The 16,069-nt window shown below is 49.7% G+C and carries 15 protein-coding genes; 4 read left to right on the forward strand and 11 right to left on the reverse strand.

From position 1 onward, the window contains the following. Positions 1 to 96: 96 nt before the first annotated feature. Positions 97 to 1,224: a bifunctional chorismate mutase/prephenate dehydrogenase gene (gene tyrA, locus IEX02_RS19770; RefSeq protein ID WP_188699186.1), complete on the reverse strand. Its 1,128-nt coding sequence runs from the start codon at positions 1,222 to 1,224 to the stop codon at positions 97 to 99. A gap of 2 nt (positions 1,225 to 1,226) precedes the next feature. Further along, positions 1,227 to 2,318, reverse strand: coding sequence for a 3-deoxy-7-phosphoheptulonate synthase (locus IEX02_RS19775; protein ID WP_188699187.1), 1,092 nt, complete (start codon positions 2,316 to 2,318; stop codon positions 1,227 to 1,229). A gap of 363 nt (positions 2,319 to 2,681) precedes the next feature. On the opposite strand from IEX02_RS19775, the gene IEX02_RS19780 reads away from it, so the two are divergent. Continuing rightward, the gene (locus IEX02_RS19780; protein ID WP_188699188.1) at positions 2,682 to 4,358 is read left to right on the forward strand and encodes a methyl-accepting chemotaxis protein; all 1,677 of its coding nucleotides are present in this window, start codon (positions 2,682 to 2,684) and stop codon (positions 4,356 to 4,358) included. On the opposite strand, the gene IEX02_RS19785 is transcribed toward IEX02_RS19780, so the two are convergent. Then, a complete protein-coding gene (locus tag IEX02_RS19785) occupies positions 4,340 to 4,915 on the reverse strand; it encodes a DNA-J related domain-containing protein (RefSeq protein ID WP_188699189.1) in 576 nt (191 codons plus the stop codon). The genes IEX02_RS19780 and IEX02_RS19785 overlap by 19 nt on opposite strands. Before the next feature lie 24 nt (positions 4,916 to 4,939). Beyond that, positions 4,940 to 6,475, reverse strand: a complete 1,536-nt coding sequence (locus IEX02_RS19790; protein ID WP_188699190.1) for an AbgT family transporter — start codon at positions 6,473 to 6,475, stop codon at positions 4,940 to 4,942. 263 nt (positions 6,476 to 6,738) lie between these two features. On the opposite strand from IEX02_RS19790, the gene IEX02_RS19795 reads away from it, so the two are divergent. The 3 genes from IEX02_RS19795 (at position 6,739) to IEX02_RS19805 (ending at position 9,280) form a co-directional block, all read left to right on the forward strand. Then, positions 6,739 to 8,136, forward strand: a complete 1,398-nt coding sequence (locus IEX02_RS19795) for a diguanylate cyclase (protein ID WP_188699218.1) — start codon at positions 6,739 to 6,741, stop codon at positions 8,134 to 8,136. After that, the gene (locus IEX02_RS19800; protein WP_188699191.1) at positions 8,133 to 8,597 is read left to right on the forward strand and encodes a YaiI/YqxD family protein; all 465 of its coding nucleotides are present in this window, start codon (positions 8,133 to 8,135) and stop codon (positions 8,595 to 8,597) included. The genes IEX02_RS19795 and IEX02_RS19800 overlap by 4 nt, the downstream gene beginning before the upstream one ends. Before the next feature lie 74 nt (positions 8,598 to 8,671). Then, positions 8,672 to 9,280: a hypothetical protein gene (locus IEX02_RS19805; RefSeq protein ID WP_188699192.1), complete on the forward strand. Its 609-nt coding sequence runs from the start codon at positions 8,672 to 8,674 to the stop codon at positions 9,278 to 9,280. Positions 9,281 to 9,319: 39 nt separating this feature from the next. Here IEX02_RS19805 and glpQ read toward each other — a convergent pair whose 3' ends face one another. The 7 genes from glpQ to rimM all read right to left on the reverse strand — a co-directional run bounded on the left by glpQ (position 9,320) and on the right by rimM (position 16,053). Then, entirely contained in the window at positions 9,320 to 10,291 is a 972-nt protein-coding gene (gene glpQ, locus IEX02_RS19810; RefSeq protein WP_188699193.1) for a glycerophosphodiester phosphodiesterase, read from the reverse strand. Between the two features lie 93 nt (positions 10,292 to 10,384). Continuing rightward, the gene (locus IEX02_RS19815; RefSeq protein ID WP_188699194.1) at positions 10,385 to 13,219 is read right to left on the reverse strand and encodes a TonB-dependent receptor; all 2,835 of its coding nucleotides are present in this window, start codon (positions 13,217 to 13,219) and stop codon (positions 10,385 to 10,387) included. A 267-nt stretch (positions 13,220 to 13,486) separates the two neighbouring features. Further along, a complete protein-coding gene (locus tag IEX02_RS19820) occupies positions 13,487 to 13,924 on the reverse strand; it encodes an SRPBCC domain-containing protein (RefSeq protein ID WP_188699195.1) in 438 nt (145 codons plus the stop codon). Beyond that, positions 13,911 to 14,225: an ArsR/SmtB family transcription factor gene (locus IEX02_RS19825; RefSeq protein WP_188699196.1), complete on the reverse strand. Its 315-nt coding sequence runs from the start codon at positions 14,223 to 14,225 to the stop codon at positions 13,911 to 13,913. Before IEX02_RS19825 ends, IEX02_RS19820 begins: the two co-directional genes overlap by 14 nt. Positions 14,226 to 14,367: 142 nt before the next feature. Continuing rightward, positions 14,368 to 14,727 (reverse strand): 50S ribosomal protein L19, encoded by a 360-nt coding sequence (rplS, locus tag IEX02_RS19830; RefSeq protein WP_102796281.1) that lies wholly within the window; start codon positions 14,725 to 14,727, stop codon positions 14,368 to 14,370. Between the two features lie 19 nt (positions 14,728 to 14,746). Next, the gene (gene trmD / locus IEX02_RS19835) at positions 14,747 to 15,523 is read right to left on the reverse strand and encodes a tRNA (guanosine(37)-N1)-methyltransferase TrmD (protein WP_188699197.1); all 777 of its coding nucleotides are present in this window, start codon (positions 15,521 to 15,523) and stop codon (positions 14,747 to 14,749) included. After that, positions 15,523 to 16,053 carry a ribosome maturation factor RimM gene (gene rimM, locus IEX02_RS19840; protein WP_188699198.1) on the reverse strand — a complete coding sequence of 177 codons (531 nt, stop codon included), beginning with the start codon at positions 16,051 to 16,053 and terminating at the stop codon, positions 15,523 to 15,525. Before rimM ends, trmD begins: the two co-directional genes overlap by 1 nt. Positions 16,054 to 16,069 lie beyond the last annotated feature (16 nt).

Genomic DNA, 16,069 nt, shown 5'->3' on the forward strand with positions numbered 1-16,069 from the left:
AATCAGCCACTTTTATCTTTTTTGAAACAAAACTGCGGGGCAATACAGAGAGGAAAGAGAGAATACGGCGTGTCGTCACGACACGCCTATTTAACACTAACTGCGATCATCATTGGCTTTAAGCAAGAGCTTCTTACTTTCCACCAAACTTTTCTTAGCAAAATCACCAAACCATTGGCCAATATGGAAAAAGTCCTTGATAAAGGTCGCCTTATCGCCGGCTTCCAAGGTGGCAAGCGCCTGATCCAAATGATCGCGAAAACGTCTCAATAAAGGCAGACTTTGTTTGTTACTGAAAATAATATCCGCGTACAGATTGGGAGACTGGGCAAATAACCGTCCCACCATCGCTAACTCCAGCCTGTATATTGGCGAGCTGAATTGAATCAGCTTGTCCAAGTCCGGATTTTCACCCGCCAGATGAGAGCCATACACATAAGTACAGAAGTGTCGCATGACCTGAATAAACGCCATGGCATCGTCATGTTCCTGCGCGGTGCTTTCATTCAAAATAGCTCCCCAACTGCGCATCTGCTCAAGCAGCCACTCATAACGCGCTGGATAGCGGCCATGACACACCACAATCACTTGCTTCACCAAGCTGGACACATCAGGACCAAACATGGGATGTAAGCCCAATACAGGTCCTTGATGCACCTCCAGCATGGCCTGCAGGGGACCTGATTTAGTGCTGGTAATATCGGCCAACAGGCAATTTTCAGGCAGCCCCGACAACTTGCTAATGACCGTTTCGGTCAGTTTCATTGGTACCGATACCAGCACCAGCCCGGCTCCCTTAAAGAGCGCGTCGGCATGTGGCCAGTCTTCCTGTTCGAGAATAGCCACCTCATAGCCACTGAGACGAAACATATCCACAAACACACTACCCAGCGCGCCACCGCCACCAATCACCACTACCTTGCCAAGTTCGGGATTGCAACAACGATAGCGTTGATGTTGGGTCTGATAGGATTCACGCATGATCCTGCGCAGCAGATCTTCAACCAATGCCGGGGACAATCCCAGGGCTTCGGCTTCAGCTCGACGCTTGGCTAACAGTTCAGCCTCGCGGCTGGGTACGTAGATTGGTAAACCTACCTGACTTTTGATCTCACCCACCTGGCGCGTAATGGCCAAGCGTTTAACCAGTAGCTCAACCAGCTGACTGTCCAGAGCATCAATTTGTTGGCGCAGCGGCGCCAGAGGATCTGCGTGCTCACTCATGCTTAGCTCGCTTGTTTGAGTTTCTTCATACGCATTGGCAATACGGTAATTAGCTTTTCCCTGGTCTGCTTGAGCAGCTTATCGGTACTAGCCCAGTCAATGCAGCCATCGGTAATAGACACCCCGTAGTCAAGCTCGGTGGGCTTCTTTCCATCGCTGTTTTGATTACCGGCATTCAAATGGCTTTCCAGCATAATACCGATAATAGACTGGTTACCTTCCAGAATCTGATTCATCACATTAGCCGCGACCAGCGGCTGGCGGCGATAATCTTTGTTTGAATTCGCGTGGCTGCAGTCTACCACTAATCCGGCGCTGAGTTTGGCTGCTTGCAATTGCTGTTCACATTCAGACACGCATACCGAGTCATAGTTAGGCTGCTTACCACCACGCAGAATGATATGGCCATCGGGATTACCCTGGGTTTGAATAATGGCTACCTGGCCCTGCTTATTAATCCCCATAAAGTTGTGACCCGATGCGGCCGACTGCAAGGCGTTGATTGCAATACCCAGACTACCATCTGTGCCGTTTTTAAAGCCGACTGGCATCGACAAACCACTGGCCATTTCACGGTGAGTCTGGGATTCTGAGGTACGTGCACCAATGGCCGACCAGGCAAACAACTCTGCCAGATATTGAGGGCTGATGGGATCCAACGCCTCGGTTGCCACAGGAAGTTCTAACTCGGACAACCAGATTAATAACTCTCTGGCTTTACGCAAGCCCGCCTCAATATCAAAGGTGCCATCCAAATGTGGATCGTTAATCAGACCTTTCCAACCTACCGTAGTACGCGGCTTTTCAAAATAAACACGCATAACGATATACAGGGTGTCCTTGGTCTCTTCATGCAATTGTTTAAGCTTGAGCGCATATTCTTTGGCCGCATCAATATCATGAATGGAACAAGGTCCACACACCACCAGTAAGCGATGATCACGACGGTGAATAATGTCTGCAATAGTTGCGCGCGACTGAGCAATCACCTCAAGAGCACGTTCGCTGACCGGCATTTCTCTGGCCAGGGCATCGGGGGTAATCAGGACTTGTTCACCGGAAACGTGAACGTTATGGATGGAATCTTTTAACATGAGGAGCACTACCTGTATGAATGAGTTTACAAATTGTAGAAGAAATATGACGCCACAATAGCATCAAAACCGAAAAGATTAGCGGTATCGGGAGGTCTTAAAAAGAGGGTGTAATATTTTATTTACTTTCATGACTTTACTTTAATTTCGTTTCGATTGACTTTTTAACATTTTATAAATTCAGTTACAAGACAAGATTCATAAGAACCGCTAACGTGCAGTAAAACGTCAGGTTTTTCCTCTCTCCCAGCCCCTGCTTCGTCATTAATTTGTCATCTGACATCATTAAGCTTGCTGGCATCCAAATGCCTCCGGTGTTCTTGCTGGCATCCAAATGCCTCCGGTGTTAAAGAGATTACGCTCTTGAAAAAGCTCAGTCTGATCATCTCCCTCCCCGTTCTGTTTGGTTTGATGGTGTTATTTGCCCTGAACATGGCATCACTGTACCAAACCCAGCGCATCATCCATTCATTTGAAAATATGCAACACAACACCTTGTCAGCGGAAAGACAGACATCGGCTATCCTGGTGGGCTTCAAAACACAAGTACAAGAATGGAAAAACGTGTTGTTGCGGGGCCATGACCCCAAAAGTCTGGATAAGTACTGGAACAGTTTTGTAAAGCACGAAACTCAGATTCAACAGCAACTGGAAGACCTGGAACATCATCATCAGTTACCAGCCCAGATCGTCACTGACATTCAAGCCTTCCGTTCTGCGCACCAAACCATGGCGGCACAATACCGCAACGGTCTTACCCAGTTTGTTGCAGGGAATTTTGAACCAACGTTGGGTGATAAGGTCGTTAAAGGTATGGATAGAGAGCCGGCGGCCCGATTAACCAGCCTGGAAGATAAAATTGCCGAATTAGCCAGAACAGAGCTGGCAGAAATGAAAAGTGGTGCAAATGCGGCGATCCAATCCATCTTACTACTCAGCCTGCTGCTCACCTTTGCAACCGTTGCCTTAGTGATGTTTGTGCTTCGCCAACAGGTGATCCGTCCTACCAAGTCCATTACCGTCGGGGTAAAGGACTTAATGCACTGTCGCTATGACTCCCCTATCCCTTACCAAAGCCATCATGAGCTCGGTGCCTTGGCGGAAGCAACCCGGCATATGCAAGGTAAAATGCAATCAACCCTGAGCCTGCTTGAGCAGGCAAAACATGAGGTTAATCATTCCTTCAATGCACTTCAGGAGGTCAGCCATATCATTAGCCAAGGCGCCCATAATCAGCAATCAGTGTCATGGCAGTTACAGCAAGGGATGGAGAATCTCAATCAAATAGTCACTAAATTGCAAAATGTGACCCAGAAGGTGTCAGACTCGAGCAATCAGGCCAAACACAATGCCGACCTGTGCTTTCATATCTTCGATAATGCCAATAAAGGCTTTGAGCGCTTAGTGTCAGATACCGAACAAACCAGTCAACTCATCGAAGAACTGCAGAACAAAAGCGCCGATATCACCCGCGTTGTGCGAGTTATCAATGAAATTGCCGACCAAACCAATTTGCTAGCGCTAAATGCTGCTATTGAAGCAGCCCGGGCCGGTGAGCATGGGCGCGGGTTCGCCGTGGTCGCCGATGAAGTCCGCTCCTTAGCCCTCAAAACTCAACACTCCACCTCGGATATCCAAAGTATCCTAAGTAGTTTTCAGCAAGGCGCCGCCCATGCCGTCAACGCTATGTCCCAAGGGCGAGAGCAATGCATCATTAATGCCGATGAGGCTAAATCTGCCCTGCAACGGCTAAATGCACTGGTAGAAGATGTAAGTGGTATTGAATCTGTGGTCAGTGACCTGAATCAAGCCGCCGAAGCTCAATCCGCTGTGCTGGTTGAAATGAATATCTGCACGGCGCAAGTGGTTGATTCATCAAAAGCCTATATTGCCCTATCTGAGCGCACCGATGTTTCCAATGCCGTCAGGCTGGCATCCGATAACCTGGAGCAAGCTGTGAAGGCCCTGGCCCCATCGGCTCAACCGGGGCCAGAGTCTGTCCGTACTACCAACAACCCGCTTCAGGTTAGCTTACGATAAGCATCACTGAGCTGCTGGCAATAATGGTGGTCGCCGCCCTTATCGGGATGATGTAAATGCATCAGCCGTCGGTACTGGCGACGAATCGTCGGCATATCGGCCTTCTCATCCAATTCCAACACTGCCAATGCCGCGCTTCGCTCTTCAGACGACAGCACACCGCGCATACGCAGCCAAAAGTCCGCCAGCAAACTGGTAACGTCCGCTTCGGATGTCTGCTTGAAATTGTCCCAGTTCAGATAATAGGCTGCCAAGCCATCGTGGGCGGTAATATCAGCCCGGCGCGGTTGATAGGGCTGTAACTGAATACGCATGGCACTGATGGTCAGCTCCGCTTCTTCACGGGTACGCAGTTGATTGCGCAACTGATATAGCTGATGAAATAACACAAAGTGAGTTTGAAACATCACCAGGGGGTCCGACAGACTCAAATCCGGGCTGAATATTGCGTGACTTTCAGATTTCAACAGGCCGATTAACTCGTACTCACTCAGCCCGTTAGGTGCCTGTTGCAACAGCTGATGCAACAGGCGAGTAAAGTCAGCGGGGTGATTCACATCAGGCCCCGCAGAGAATGGCGATTAAAGGGCCGGGTAAACATAACTGGATTGCAGTCCCAACGGCAGTCCCAGTCCCCAGTAGATCAGCAGGAACACGGTCCAAAGCAGAATAATGCAAATGGAGAATGGCAGCATCAGTGACAGTACTGTGCCAATCCCCGTGTCTTTAACATAGCGCTGGCAATACACCACCACCAGCGGGAAATAAGGCATCAGAGGCGTAATGATGTTAGACGATGAATCACCCACACGGTACGCGGCTTGAGTCAGGTCTGGCGAAATACCAAGTTGCATCAACATAGGCACGAAAATCGGCCCCAGCAGCGCCCATTTCGCTGAAGACGAGCCAACAAACAGATTAACAAAGGCCGTCAGGAAAATTAGGCCCACTATGGTCACCATGGAAGGCAACTGTAATGTTTGCAGAACCTGCGCCCCTTCAATGGCCAATAAGGCGCCCAAATTGGACTTACCAAACGCATCGATAAACAAGGCACAGAAGAACGCCATCACAATGTAATAGCTCATACTGCCCATGGATTTGCTCATTGCACCGATAATGTCACGGCTGGACTTAAAAGTACCAGCCACTAGGCCATACACCACACCGGGGATAATAAACAGCAGGAAGATCAGCGGTACGATACTGCGCATAACAGGCGCAGAAAACGATGCCAAATCACCGTCAGGCGCACGCAGTGGCGAGTCAACCGGCCACAATACTGCCACCAGCAAACCAATACCTGCGAGCATTACCAGGGTTGCCGCGCGCAACGCTTTGCGATCTTTATCACTCAGTTCATCAAACTTTGGAATTTCCTTTGGATCGCCGTCCACCGGCGTGGCTTGCAAGCGAGGTTCAATCACTCTGTCGGTCAAATACCAGCCAATACAGATAATCAGTAAGCTGGAGGCACTGGTAAAGAACCAGTTATTCAGGGGGTTTATCTGCAAGCCAGGGTCAATAATATGGGCTGCGCTTTGGGTGAAGCTTTGTAGTAAGGGATCGATAGCCGACGGGACAAAGTTGGCCGCGAAGCCGCCACTTACCCCGGCAAAGGCTGCAGCAATACCCGCCAATGGATGACGACCCATAGCATAAAAAATCACACCAGCCAGCGGAATAACCAACACATAGCCTGCATCCGTTGCCGTATGACTAACAATCGCAACCAAGATAATAGAAGGCGTAAGCAAAAACTTAGGCGTGGAATCCAACATCCGCTTTAAACCGGCGTTGATAAAGCCCGAATGCTCGGCGACCCCAATCCCCAACATAGACACCAGTACCACACCCAAGGGGGCGAAGCTAGTAAAGATGGTTACCATACGCGACATAAAGTCAGCCAGGCTGGCCCCGGTTAACAGGTTTTGAACTTCAATGTTTTTTCCGGTACGTGGATCAAGGGCATCAAAACTCATATTGGCCAGTAAGGCGGATAACACCCAGACAATAACCAGGCTGAGCAGGAATATTACCGCAGGGTCGGGCAGCTTATTGCCGACCTTCTCTATTTTGTCCAGCGCCCGGCTGGTCCAATTTGCTTGGGCTGTCATTAAGTCACTCCATTATTGTTGTTATGAGTACATTTCAGTATTCAAAAGGTGGAACGAAGTTTGCCACACTAGGCCGCCCAGGCAAATCAGACAAGGCAGAATCGAGAGTATTCGCGGTATTTTTACCCAAGCTAGTGTAAAAACCTTGTGACATCACCTTGGCAATCAAAGCGTTAAGCCCTTACACTGACAAAAACAAAATAAAGAGCCAAAGATTGAGTGGATCTGGCCCCATTAAGTTAATTTTTGTCGGCCTTGCGCTGATGCTGCCTCTTTTTTCTGTCTTGTGCAGAGCACAAGCCATATCAAACACGAACGCCTCCCCCCTAAAACTCAAGTACTGTGTGGATCCTGATTGGATGCCTTACGAAGCCATTGAGAATGGTCAACATGTTGGCATGTCTTCGGAGTATCTGGCGCTGGTCGCGAAAAGGTTGGGAATTGAGCTAGCGCTTGAGCCCACATCCAGTTGGCGGGAGACATTGGAGAAACTAAAACAGGGTGAATGTCACCTTTCTCCTATGCTGAATCGCACCGATGAGCGTAATCAGTATCTGACCTTCAGCCAAGTGTATTTCTACGCCCCCAATGTTATGGTGGCCAGAAAAGACCAGCCGTTTTTGCAAAGCTTTGAACATATCGGCCCACGAGTCATGGCAGTGGCTGCGGGTTACCGACTACACGAATATTTGCGCAATCATTACCCCAATATAAAAACGCTGGCAGTCAGCACAGAACGCGACGGTTTACAGGCGGTAGCCGATGGCCAGGCTGATTTGTTTGTCGGCTCGCTGTACTCTATCAATGCCTATATTCAACAGGATGCGCTACACGACCTAAAAATATCCGGTTGGGGCGGTCCGCAAGACGAGCTGCGTATCGGTCTTAGCCATGAAGTTGCGGAGTTGCTGCCTGCTATCAACCAGGCGCTTTTGACTATCAGTGAAGAACAACACCTGCAGATTCAAAATCATTGGAACAACCTGCGTATTGTGGAAAACAGCAACCGGCGGCTGGCCTGGCAGATTGGTCTGGTTACCCTGACGGTAATATTGCTACTCAGCCTGTGGAATTTGTGGATCCGCCGTTACAACCTCAAGTTAGCTGAACAAAATCAACTATTAGAGGCGCTTCGTCATGAACTTGAACAGAAGAATGCCGAACTGACCTATCTGTCTAGTCACGATCCCCTCACCAAACTGCATAATCGCCATTACTTTGATCATAGTGTCTTACAAGATAATCGTAATCCGGAGCAATTAAGTCGTAGTTTAATTCTATTGGATATTGACCATTTCAAAACCGTTAACGATACCCATGGTCATCATATTGGCGATCGTATTTTACGAGAGCTGGCGGACGTGTTGCGTCAATGTGTACGGGAACATGATCTGGTGGCCCGCTGGGGAGGTGAAGAATTTATCATCCTCTGTCACAATGCCGCCCTCCAGGATGCGGTTGCACTGGCAAGACGTATAGCAGACACCCTGGAAGAGACCCGTTTCAGTCTGGACTTACCTATTAGTTGCAGCTTCGGGATCGCCGAATTAGAGACGATGGAACCTATGCAACAATGTTTTGAGCGCGCAGACCAGGCGCTATACAACGCCAAAGCACAAGGCCGTAATCGAATTTGTATTAGTGAGGAAAGTCCACCATGACAATCTGGGTCGATGCCGACGCCTGCCCTGTAGTGATAAAGGAAATTATTTTCCGCGCCGCCGAGCGTACCGCCACCCCAACCCTGTTAGTAGCGAATCAACCCCTGCGCACTCCGCCCTCCAAGGTTATTCGCGCTATTCAGGTTCCCAGCGGCTTTGATGTGGCGGATAATGAGATAGTTCAGCGGGTCGAAGCCGGCGACTTAGTGGTTACCGGCGATATTCCACTGGCCGCAGAAGTCATGGCCAAAGGGGCCGAAGCCATTAATCCCCGGGGAGAAGTATACAGTCGCGACACCATTCGTCAGCGTCTGAATATGCGTGACTTTATGGATACCATGCGCAGCAGCGGTGTTCAAACAGGTGGGCCACCGCCTTTAGGAGCCAAGGAAAAACAGACCTTTGCCAACGGTTTAGACAGCTACCTTGCCAGACAAGCGTCACGAAAACCTCGTCAATAAACCTATTAGTTGTAAAGCGCTCGGTGCTTCCCTATAGTCTGCGCCAGGGAATTCAACCAAAAAAGGAAAATAACATGCGGTTACTCACCCACTCCGCGCTACTACTAAGCATGCTGAGCCCTTTGGTTTTAGCCAAGCCCGTGGTGGCAGACGCCCCCGAAGTCTCGATTGCCAGTCAGGATGCATTTTTTAACCAGCTGAAAGCGCTTTGTGGCAAGGCTTTTGCCGGCAAAATCGCCATCGACAACCAGGGGCCAGGCGGTATGGCCGGTAAGCCTCTGACTATGCATGTGCGCAAGTGCAGCGACACAGAATTGCAGATCCCTTTTCATGTAGGCGACGACGCCTCACGTACCTGGATTATCACCAAGACGGGAGCTGGCTTGTCGCTTAAACACGATCATCGCCACAAAGACGGCACTTATGATGAATCCACCATGTATGGAGGCCACACTGTCGATGCAGGTTGGGCGCAAGTGCAGTCCTTCCCCGCTGATCAGTACTCTAAGGAGCTATTTGTCAGCCAGGGGATTCCGCAATCCATCGGCAATACCTGGCAGATGTATATTTACCCCGAATTTTTTACCTATCGCCTGGTGCGGGAAGGTCGTGAATTCAGGGTGGATTTTGACCTGACCAAAGAAATTAGCACACCTGCTGCGCCCTGGGGATATAAAGACTAATCCCTGCTTAACAACAAGAACGGGGCCGCAGCCCCGTTTTTATCTATTTGAAATCCGGTCTGGATAATCAGTAAAGACCCCGTCCACCTTAACCTTCTCGAACAGCATATGCTGCAACTGCTCAAAGTTCATGCCTTGGGGAGCATCGTCAAAATTCACTGTATAGGGGTGAATCAGTAGTCCGTGTTGCTTTGCCATACGTGCAAAGGCCGAGACCTGGCCATTCTCTACTTGGTAAAGCTGGCGATGCCAGGGCCCAATGCCTTGCGCTACCTTGGCAATCGCCTGTAAACCGGGATCGGATTGCAACCATGCATAATCACTTTCCGGATTCCCCCAGTCAGACTCGCCAATTAACTGTACCAAGCCCGTCTTTAAACCCAATTGATTGCGTAGACGCTGAGTTTCAGCAAAGTCAAAGCATTGCACCATCACTTTGGCATCTGGATGATTTAAACCGGCCTCTGTTAACGCGCTTACCACTAACTTACTGATGTCTTTTCCTTGCTTACGGTGCCAGGCGGCTTGTTTCACTTCAGGATAAAAACCTATTTGCTTACCGCGGCCCTGGTTTAACTGGCTGATTAATGCGATTTGCTCGGCAAAAGTGCTGATCCTGAACATCTCCCCTCCCTGACGGGCTGTTAGCTCAACCTGACGAGGCTGTTCGGCGTGACGAGAGGTGACCCGCAAGGTTTTTAGCTCAGCCAGGGTGAAATCCACCGCATAAAAACGCCCATCAGCCCGTTTACGCTGGGGAAAACGTGTCGCCACATCGGTAACATGATCCAGGTAGATGTCGTGCAACACCAAGAGTTGATCATCTTTACTGACCACCAAATCCTGTTCGATATAATCCACATCCATTCCATGGGCCAAAATCACCGCCGCCAGCGTATGCTCCGGCAGGTAACCCGATGCGCCGCGATGGGCAATAATTTGCGGATCAGCCACGGTTTGAACACTGCCCAGCAAGCCTAGCATCAGGGTTGGAATCAAAAGTGCTTTCATAAAGTCTCTCTTTATAAAGAAGGTCGGCGGACTGAAGTCCGTCGACCTTTATCAATCACAGCCCGGCGCTCAGCACCGGGCCACTGCGGCTATTTAGAAGCTGTAGGTCATATTGACGGTGAAGAAGCGTCCGGTTTCAACATAACCACCATTGCGGTCATTGGAGAGCAACTCTTCCTTGCCGTAATAAGTCCAGAAGCTGTGACTATCCAACAGGTTTTCAATGGCCGCGCCCACTTTCAGCGCATCATTGACTTCATAGTTAACGGCCAGATCCAAACTGCTAACCGAGTGTGTCCACAAATCAGGATCGTAACTGTTCATACGATACAAACGTTTACCCGTATAGCTGTAGGTTAACGCTGCATACAAACCATGATTGCGGTAGTTCAGCTCAGCGGTGTACATTAGCTCCGGCGCCTGAGTCAGCCAGCTTTCACGTTTGTTCTCACCCGTACCCACATCGGTAGAGGTCTCCTGACGGGTGATGTTGGCGTAGACCCCTAAGCCATCAAAGACACCAGGCAAAGAGGTGAAGTGATATTGTCCACCCAGCTCGATACCATAGACTTCACCGTCTGCGGAGTTATCCAGCGAGGTGATCTCCACCCCATCAGCGCCTAATTCGGTCACCTTGGATACATCATCTAAGATACCCATGCTGCCCGCATTGGTTTGGCCTGTTGCTTGAATCACATGCTGCAGATCTTTGTAGTACACAGAGACACTCAAGTAGTCCCCGCCTTCACCATGAAACTCGGCATTCAAGTCATAGTTCCAGGACTCTACCGGCTTCAGATTGGGATTCCCCATGCTGATAGATACCACTTCGTTCTTGTCGTTACGGCTAACCTTGGAGGGGCCAAGCAGTAAATCAAACGAAGGGCGGCTATAGCTTTTACGTACCGATGCGCGGTACACGCTGTCATCACTAGGACGATAGCTGGCAATCAAGCTCGGCATCCACTGTTGGTAGCTACGACTGGAGGTTTCAAACGCCAGGCTGCTTTCATCCCCAAGCGTTTGTTCCTGAGTGTAGGTGGCCTCAAAATCATTATCTTCAAAGCGCAGGCCTGGATATAAGGTCCAATCACCAAACTGCATCTCGGCCATCATATAAGCCCCAAGGCGACTCTCTTGACCATCCACATAGCCACTCCACACCCGTGGACTTAATACGCCATCGGTATCACGCAGTTGCTTCAACTCTTCAATGATAGGTAATGCGATATGGTGGTATTGCTGTTCAACCAACTTGGTATCCGGCAGGAACAAGGGCATTTGGGTCGCGCCGCCCATAAAGTCATGCACAAAGCTGCCCTGGAATTCGCCAATGCTCAGGCCCTGCTGACCTATGGGTAACCCCTCACGGGAGAACGACAAATAGTCTCCGCCACGCATATAGGCTCTGTCATCGCCCCCCAGATCCACAGAGTTAGACAAACGCTCTGCGTCCTCATACATCAGGCCGAACTTAATGTATTTAACCTTTTCGTCGTCCCACTGCCAGGTTAAATCCGTACCATACTGATACTTCTGTTCTTCACTTTCTTCATAGCCACCAGTGACATACCACTGTCGTGGATTATTCAAGTCGTTCGCGAAGGCTTGCTGTCCCGGGGAAAGAACCAAACGAGGGTTGGTCGGGTCCAAGGCATCAATCAACAGTTGCTCGGTGGCCTCACCGGTACCGCTGGCAGTACCGTTGTATGTGGGTGAGTAAAATGCGGTTTGAATACGCATAGGATAATCTTGTTGACCATCGGAATACGCCGCGTAGTAATCCAGATGTAAGGCATCACTCAGACGACTTTCCCCACCGAGCTTAACGGTAAACAAGCTTTGGTCACTGTGCTCGGTACGATGGTACGCACCGGAGCGCATACCCCACAGGCTAAGGTTACCGTAATCGTCATAAACGGTACCAGCGTTAGTGCCAGTAATAGGGTTGACCTGACCGAGTCCACCGTCAAGTTCGGCCCGTAAGCTGGCTTGGTCCATCCAACTCTTCAAGCTGTATTCACCGTAAGTAGAACGTAAATACAACAAATGGTTATCGGTCTGATAATCCAGACTTAATGTTGCGCCCTGACGCTCAATATTGTTGCGTAGGAAGTTCCATTGCACACCGTTTCGGGGCGCCAGGTTATTCAGGTTCTCTCGATTGGGCTGGTCTGGAGCAACCTGGTTATTTTTCTTCATCCAACCTTGTTGCAGCGCGGTAGATTCGCCCAGCGTGTTTTTTTCGGAGTAATACAAGTTGGCATATACCCCTAAGCGATCAAAGGTATGGGCAATCTCTCCTTGTATGGCAAAACCATCGTCATCCTGACTGCGCTCATTCGCCCTGCCAGCGATGTTGCCCTGCGCACGCATACGCAGCAACTCGCCACCAAAGTCAGACGCTTTAGGGGTGCGAAAATCCACAATGCCGGCGATGTTGTCACCGTCATACTCTGCGGTCGGCGCTTTATCTACCGAGACGCTGGCAATGGAGAAAGGGGAAAACAGATTTAAAGACACCGCACGGGTAGTAGCATCGGTTTGTGCTACCCGTACTCCGTTCATACTAAAGGCATTGAAGGAGTTATCCAGACCACGGATGGACAAATACTGTGCCTCGCCCGTGCCAGCCTGGTTACGGCTTTGGTCAGCGCTGGCAGCCATACCTGGTAAACGGCCAAGGATATTTGCCAGGTTTTCCTGGGGCATATTCAGCATCGCTTCCACCGACATGGTGGTGGTAACGCTGGCTGCATTAAACTGTTCGGCTAACGCATTGTTAGCTTGTCTCAAGCTGCCGGTGGCAACTACTTCTTCAATAAGCTTGGACTCTTGCGTGTGTGTGGTGTCCTGGGCGGCGGCACTGAGTGAGCACAGTGAAGCTAGAACCGTCGCCAGGTAAGTTTTTTTAGTTGTTAAATTCAATTTAATTACCCCATGTAGGTACAACAAGGATGGTGTGCTAAAAAGCGGGGCAAAACTAACAAAGGCAGATGACAGATTTCGGAACGAAATATGACAAGATGGCGATGTTATGAGAGGTCGGATTTCTTAATGAAATCAATTTGTTAAATCGTTCCAACAAAAGAACAAAAAGAGCACGCAAAATGGCAACAACTAAAGCAACTCACCAACAATAGAGAATGCTGCCTGCTTGATTACGCAGGCGCATCTGACACAGAAGCCCCTCCATTAAACGGGCATCGAGGCACGATCGACATAGCCAGACAACTCTGCCAACTCTTGCAACCAACCTTGTACATTCAGTTGCTGTTGTTTGTGGGTTAAGAAGCCAGACTCTTTGAGTTTCAGAAGCGTCCCCTGTCCTTCTGATTCCAGCCACCATTCAACCAGGGTGGATGTTGTTTCGTCAAAGGAGACATCTTGGTCAGCCATCCAGCGCCAGGCCAGGTAATGAGGCGCGTCAACCTGCTCTATACGCATGGCATAGCGGCCAGTACAAATCTCTGCTGGCCATTCAAACCAGCCTTCACAGCCTGCTTCTAGCTGGAATTCGGCCTTTGAACCAAACCAGCAAGCCACCTGCTTAGGATCACTGATTGCCGCCCAGACTTTGTCAATAGATGCAGTAAGGCGCAGCTCACGGTTAATACTGTCAATCTTGCTCATGCTGTTCTCCCAAATAGGTTTTGAGGCGGGACAATCTGTCGTCCCACTGCTCGGCAAAAGGTTGCAACCACAGCGCCACTTTCTCCATGGGCTTGGGGTTGAGTTCGTGGATACGTTCCTTGCCACAATAACGGGCATTCACCAACTTGGCCTTTACCAGCATATTCAGATGTTTAGTGATCGCCTGACGACTGATAGGTAAGCCCTCGCCCAGTTGTTTAATGGACAAAGGACCACGCTGCCATAAGGCTTCAATTAATTGGCGACGAACAGGGTCTGAAAGGGCAGTGAAAATATCCATACTCCAACCTTATGCAACCAATTGGTTGCATGTCAAACTCATTCAAAAATTAATTGGGTGAAATCTTTATTGGTGCGAGAAAAGTAAAAAGCCCGGCGAGTGCCGGGCTTTTTCAGTAAGGTATGTCAACGGAAGATTAATCTTAGTTAAGCTTTTCTTTGATACGTGCAGACTTGCCGCTACGCTCGCGCAGATAGTACAGCTTGGCGCGACGTACCGCACCGCGGCGCTTAACTTCGATAGAAGCTACAGCCGGGCTGTGAGTCTGGAATACACGCTCAACGCCTTCACCGCTGGAAATCTTACGTACGGTAAATGCAGAGTGCAGACCACGGTTACGCTTGGCGATAACTACACCTTCGTAAGCCTGAAGACGCTCTTTGTCGCCTTCCTTAACGCGCACCTGAACGACTACAGTGTCACCTGGGCCGAAAGCAGGAACGTCTTTTTTCAACTGTTCTTCTTCAATACGCTTGATGATATCTTGATTGATTTTGCTCATCATAACCTCTCATCCTGGATTAACTGTCATCATGCTGCAAAGGCGTTTGCTGCTGGGCAATTTCATCTTGAAACTGCCTCAATAAGCGCTTTTGCTCCTCAGTCAGAGCCAGGTCGTTTAACAATTCAGGGCGTCGTTGCCAGGTTCTCCCCAGCGACTGTTTTAAACGCCACTGCCTGATTTTTTCGTGATTGCCAGATAATAAAACATCTGGCACCAGGCAACCGTCGAGGTTCTCCGGACGGGTATAGTGCGGACAATCCAGCAGCCCATCATTAAATGAGTCTTGCTCAGCGGATTGCTCATGTCCCAGCACACCGGGAACAAATCGCGCTATTGCGTCCATCAACACCATGGCCGGGAGTTCCCCGCCACTGAGTACGTAGTCGCCGATTGACCATTCTTCGTCAACTTCGGCTTCTATGACTCGCTCGTCGATGCCTTCGTAGCGGCCAGCAACCAGGATCAGGTTTTCCGATTCGGAAAGCCGTCGTACCCCTTGCTGATCCAGCTTTTGGCCCTGGGGCGATAAATAAATCACCTTGGGCTTATCCCCTGCCGCCTGTTTAGCTGCATGGATAGCGTCTGTCAGCGGTTGCACCATCATCAGCATACCGGGCCCACCGCCATAAGGTCGGTCGTCCACGGTACGATGTTTATCATGGGTAAAGTCTCTCGGATTGAAACACTCTACTTGCAACAAACCGGATTTGACTGCCCGACCAAACACACCTTGTTGGGTGAAATTATCGAACATGTCAGGGAACAGGCTGACCACACAAAATTTGCGTGTCATCAGAAGTCTGGTTCCCAATCCACCGTGATGGTTTTCGCCGCGGGATCCACTTTCTTAACCACTTGGTCAATAAGATAAGGGATCATGCGTTCTTTTTGTCCAAAGGCGTCATTAATATTGGCTTTAACCACCAGTACGTCGTTAGAGCCGGTTTCGAACAATTCTCTGACGGTACCCAAGTTGTAACCTTTTTCGGTTACCACTTGCATGCCCACCAGATCACGCCAGTAAAAATCGCCCTCTTCCAGTTCAGGAAGTTGCTCAGCCGAAATCACGATTTCCAGATTCTTCAGTCTGTCGACTGCGTCACGGTCATCTACACCGGCCAGCTTGGCAATTAACCCTTTGTTATGTTCACGCCATTGGTCAACCTTCAGTTCTTTCAATCCACCTTCCGACTTCAAAAGCCAGGGCGCGTAATCGAAAATACCCTCGGGTTGATCGGTATAAGAGGTGATCTTGACCCAACCTTTAACACCATAGGGTGCCCCGATTTTGCCTACCACCAGAGTTTCAGACGCGTCACTCATTCCTATACCTCAGCAG

It is taken from the genome of Bowmanella pacifica (genome assembly GCF_014645355.1).
Lineage (GTDB): Bacteria > Pseudomonadota > Gammaproteobacteria > Enterobacterales > Alteromonadaceae > Bowmanella > Bowmanella pacifica.

What these genes read in the sequence shown, in the direction of transcription:
- IEX02_RS19795 (WP_188699218.1), top strand. Translation starts at nt 6,739, where the DNA reads ATGCTGCCTCTTTTTTCTGTCTTGTGCAGAGCACAAGCCATATCAAAC.
- glpQ (WP_188699193.1), bottom strand. Translation starts at nt 10,291, where the DNA reads ATGAAAGCACTTTTGATTCCAACCCTGATGCTAGGCTTGCTGGGCAGT.
- rimM (WP_188699198.1), bottom strand. Translation starts at nt 16,053, where the DNA reads ATGAGTGACGCGTCTGAAACTCTGGTGGTAGGCAAAATCGGGGCACCC.
- IEX02_RS19805 (WP_188699192.1), top strand. Translation starts at nt 8,672, where the DNA reads ATGCGGTTACTCACCCACTCCGCGCTACTACTAAGCATGCTGAGCCCT.
- IEX02_RS19820 (WP_188699195.1), bottom strand. Translation starts at nt 13,924, where the DNA reads ATGAGCAAGATTGACAGTATTAACCGTGAGCTGCGCCTTACTGCATCT.
- IEX02_RS19775 (WP_188699187.1), bottom strand. Translation starts at nt 2,318, where the DNA reads ATGTTAAAAGATTCCATCCATAACGTTCACGTTTCCGGTGAACAAGTC.
- tyrA (WP_188699186.1), bottom strand. Translation starts at nt 1,224, where the DNA reads ATGAGTGAGCACGCAGATCCTCTGGCGCCGCTGCGCCAACAAATTGAT.
- IEX02_RS19825 (WP_188699196.1), bottom strand. Translation starts at nt 14,225, where the DNA reads ATGGATATTTTCACTGCCCTTTCAGACCCTGTTCGTCGCCAATTAATT.
- trmD (WP_188699197.1), bottom strand. Translation starts at nt 15,523, where the DNA reads ATGACACGCAAATTTTGTGTGGTCAGCCTGTTCCCTGACATGTTCGAT.
- rplS (WP_102796281.1), bottom strand. Translation starts at nt 14,727, where the DNA reads ATGAGCAAAATCAATCAAGATATCATCAAGCGTATTGAAGAAGAACAG.
- IEX02_RS19800 (WP_188699191.1), top strand. Translation starts at nt 8,133, where the DNA reads ATGACAATCTGGGTCGATGCCGACGCCTGCCCTGTAGTGATAAAGGAA.
- IEX02_RS19790 (WP_188699190.1), bottom strand. Translation starts at nt 6,475, where the DNA reads ATGACAGCCCAAGCAAATTGGACCAGCCGGGCGCTGGACAAAATAGAG.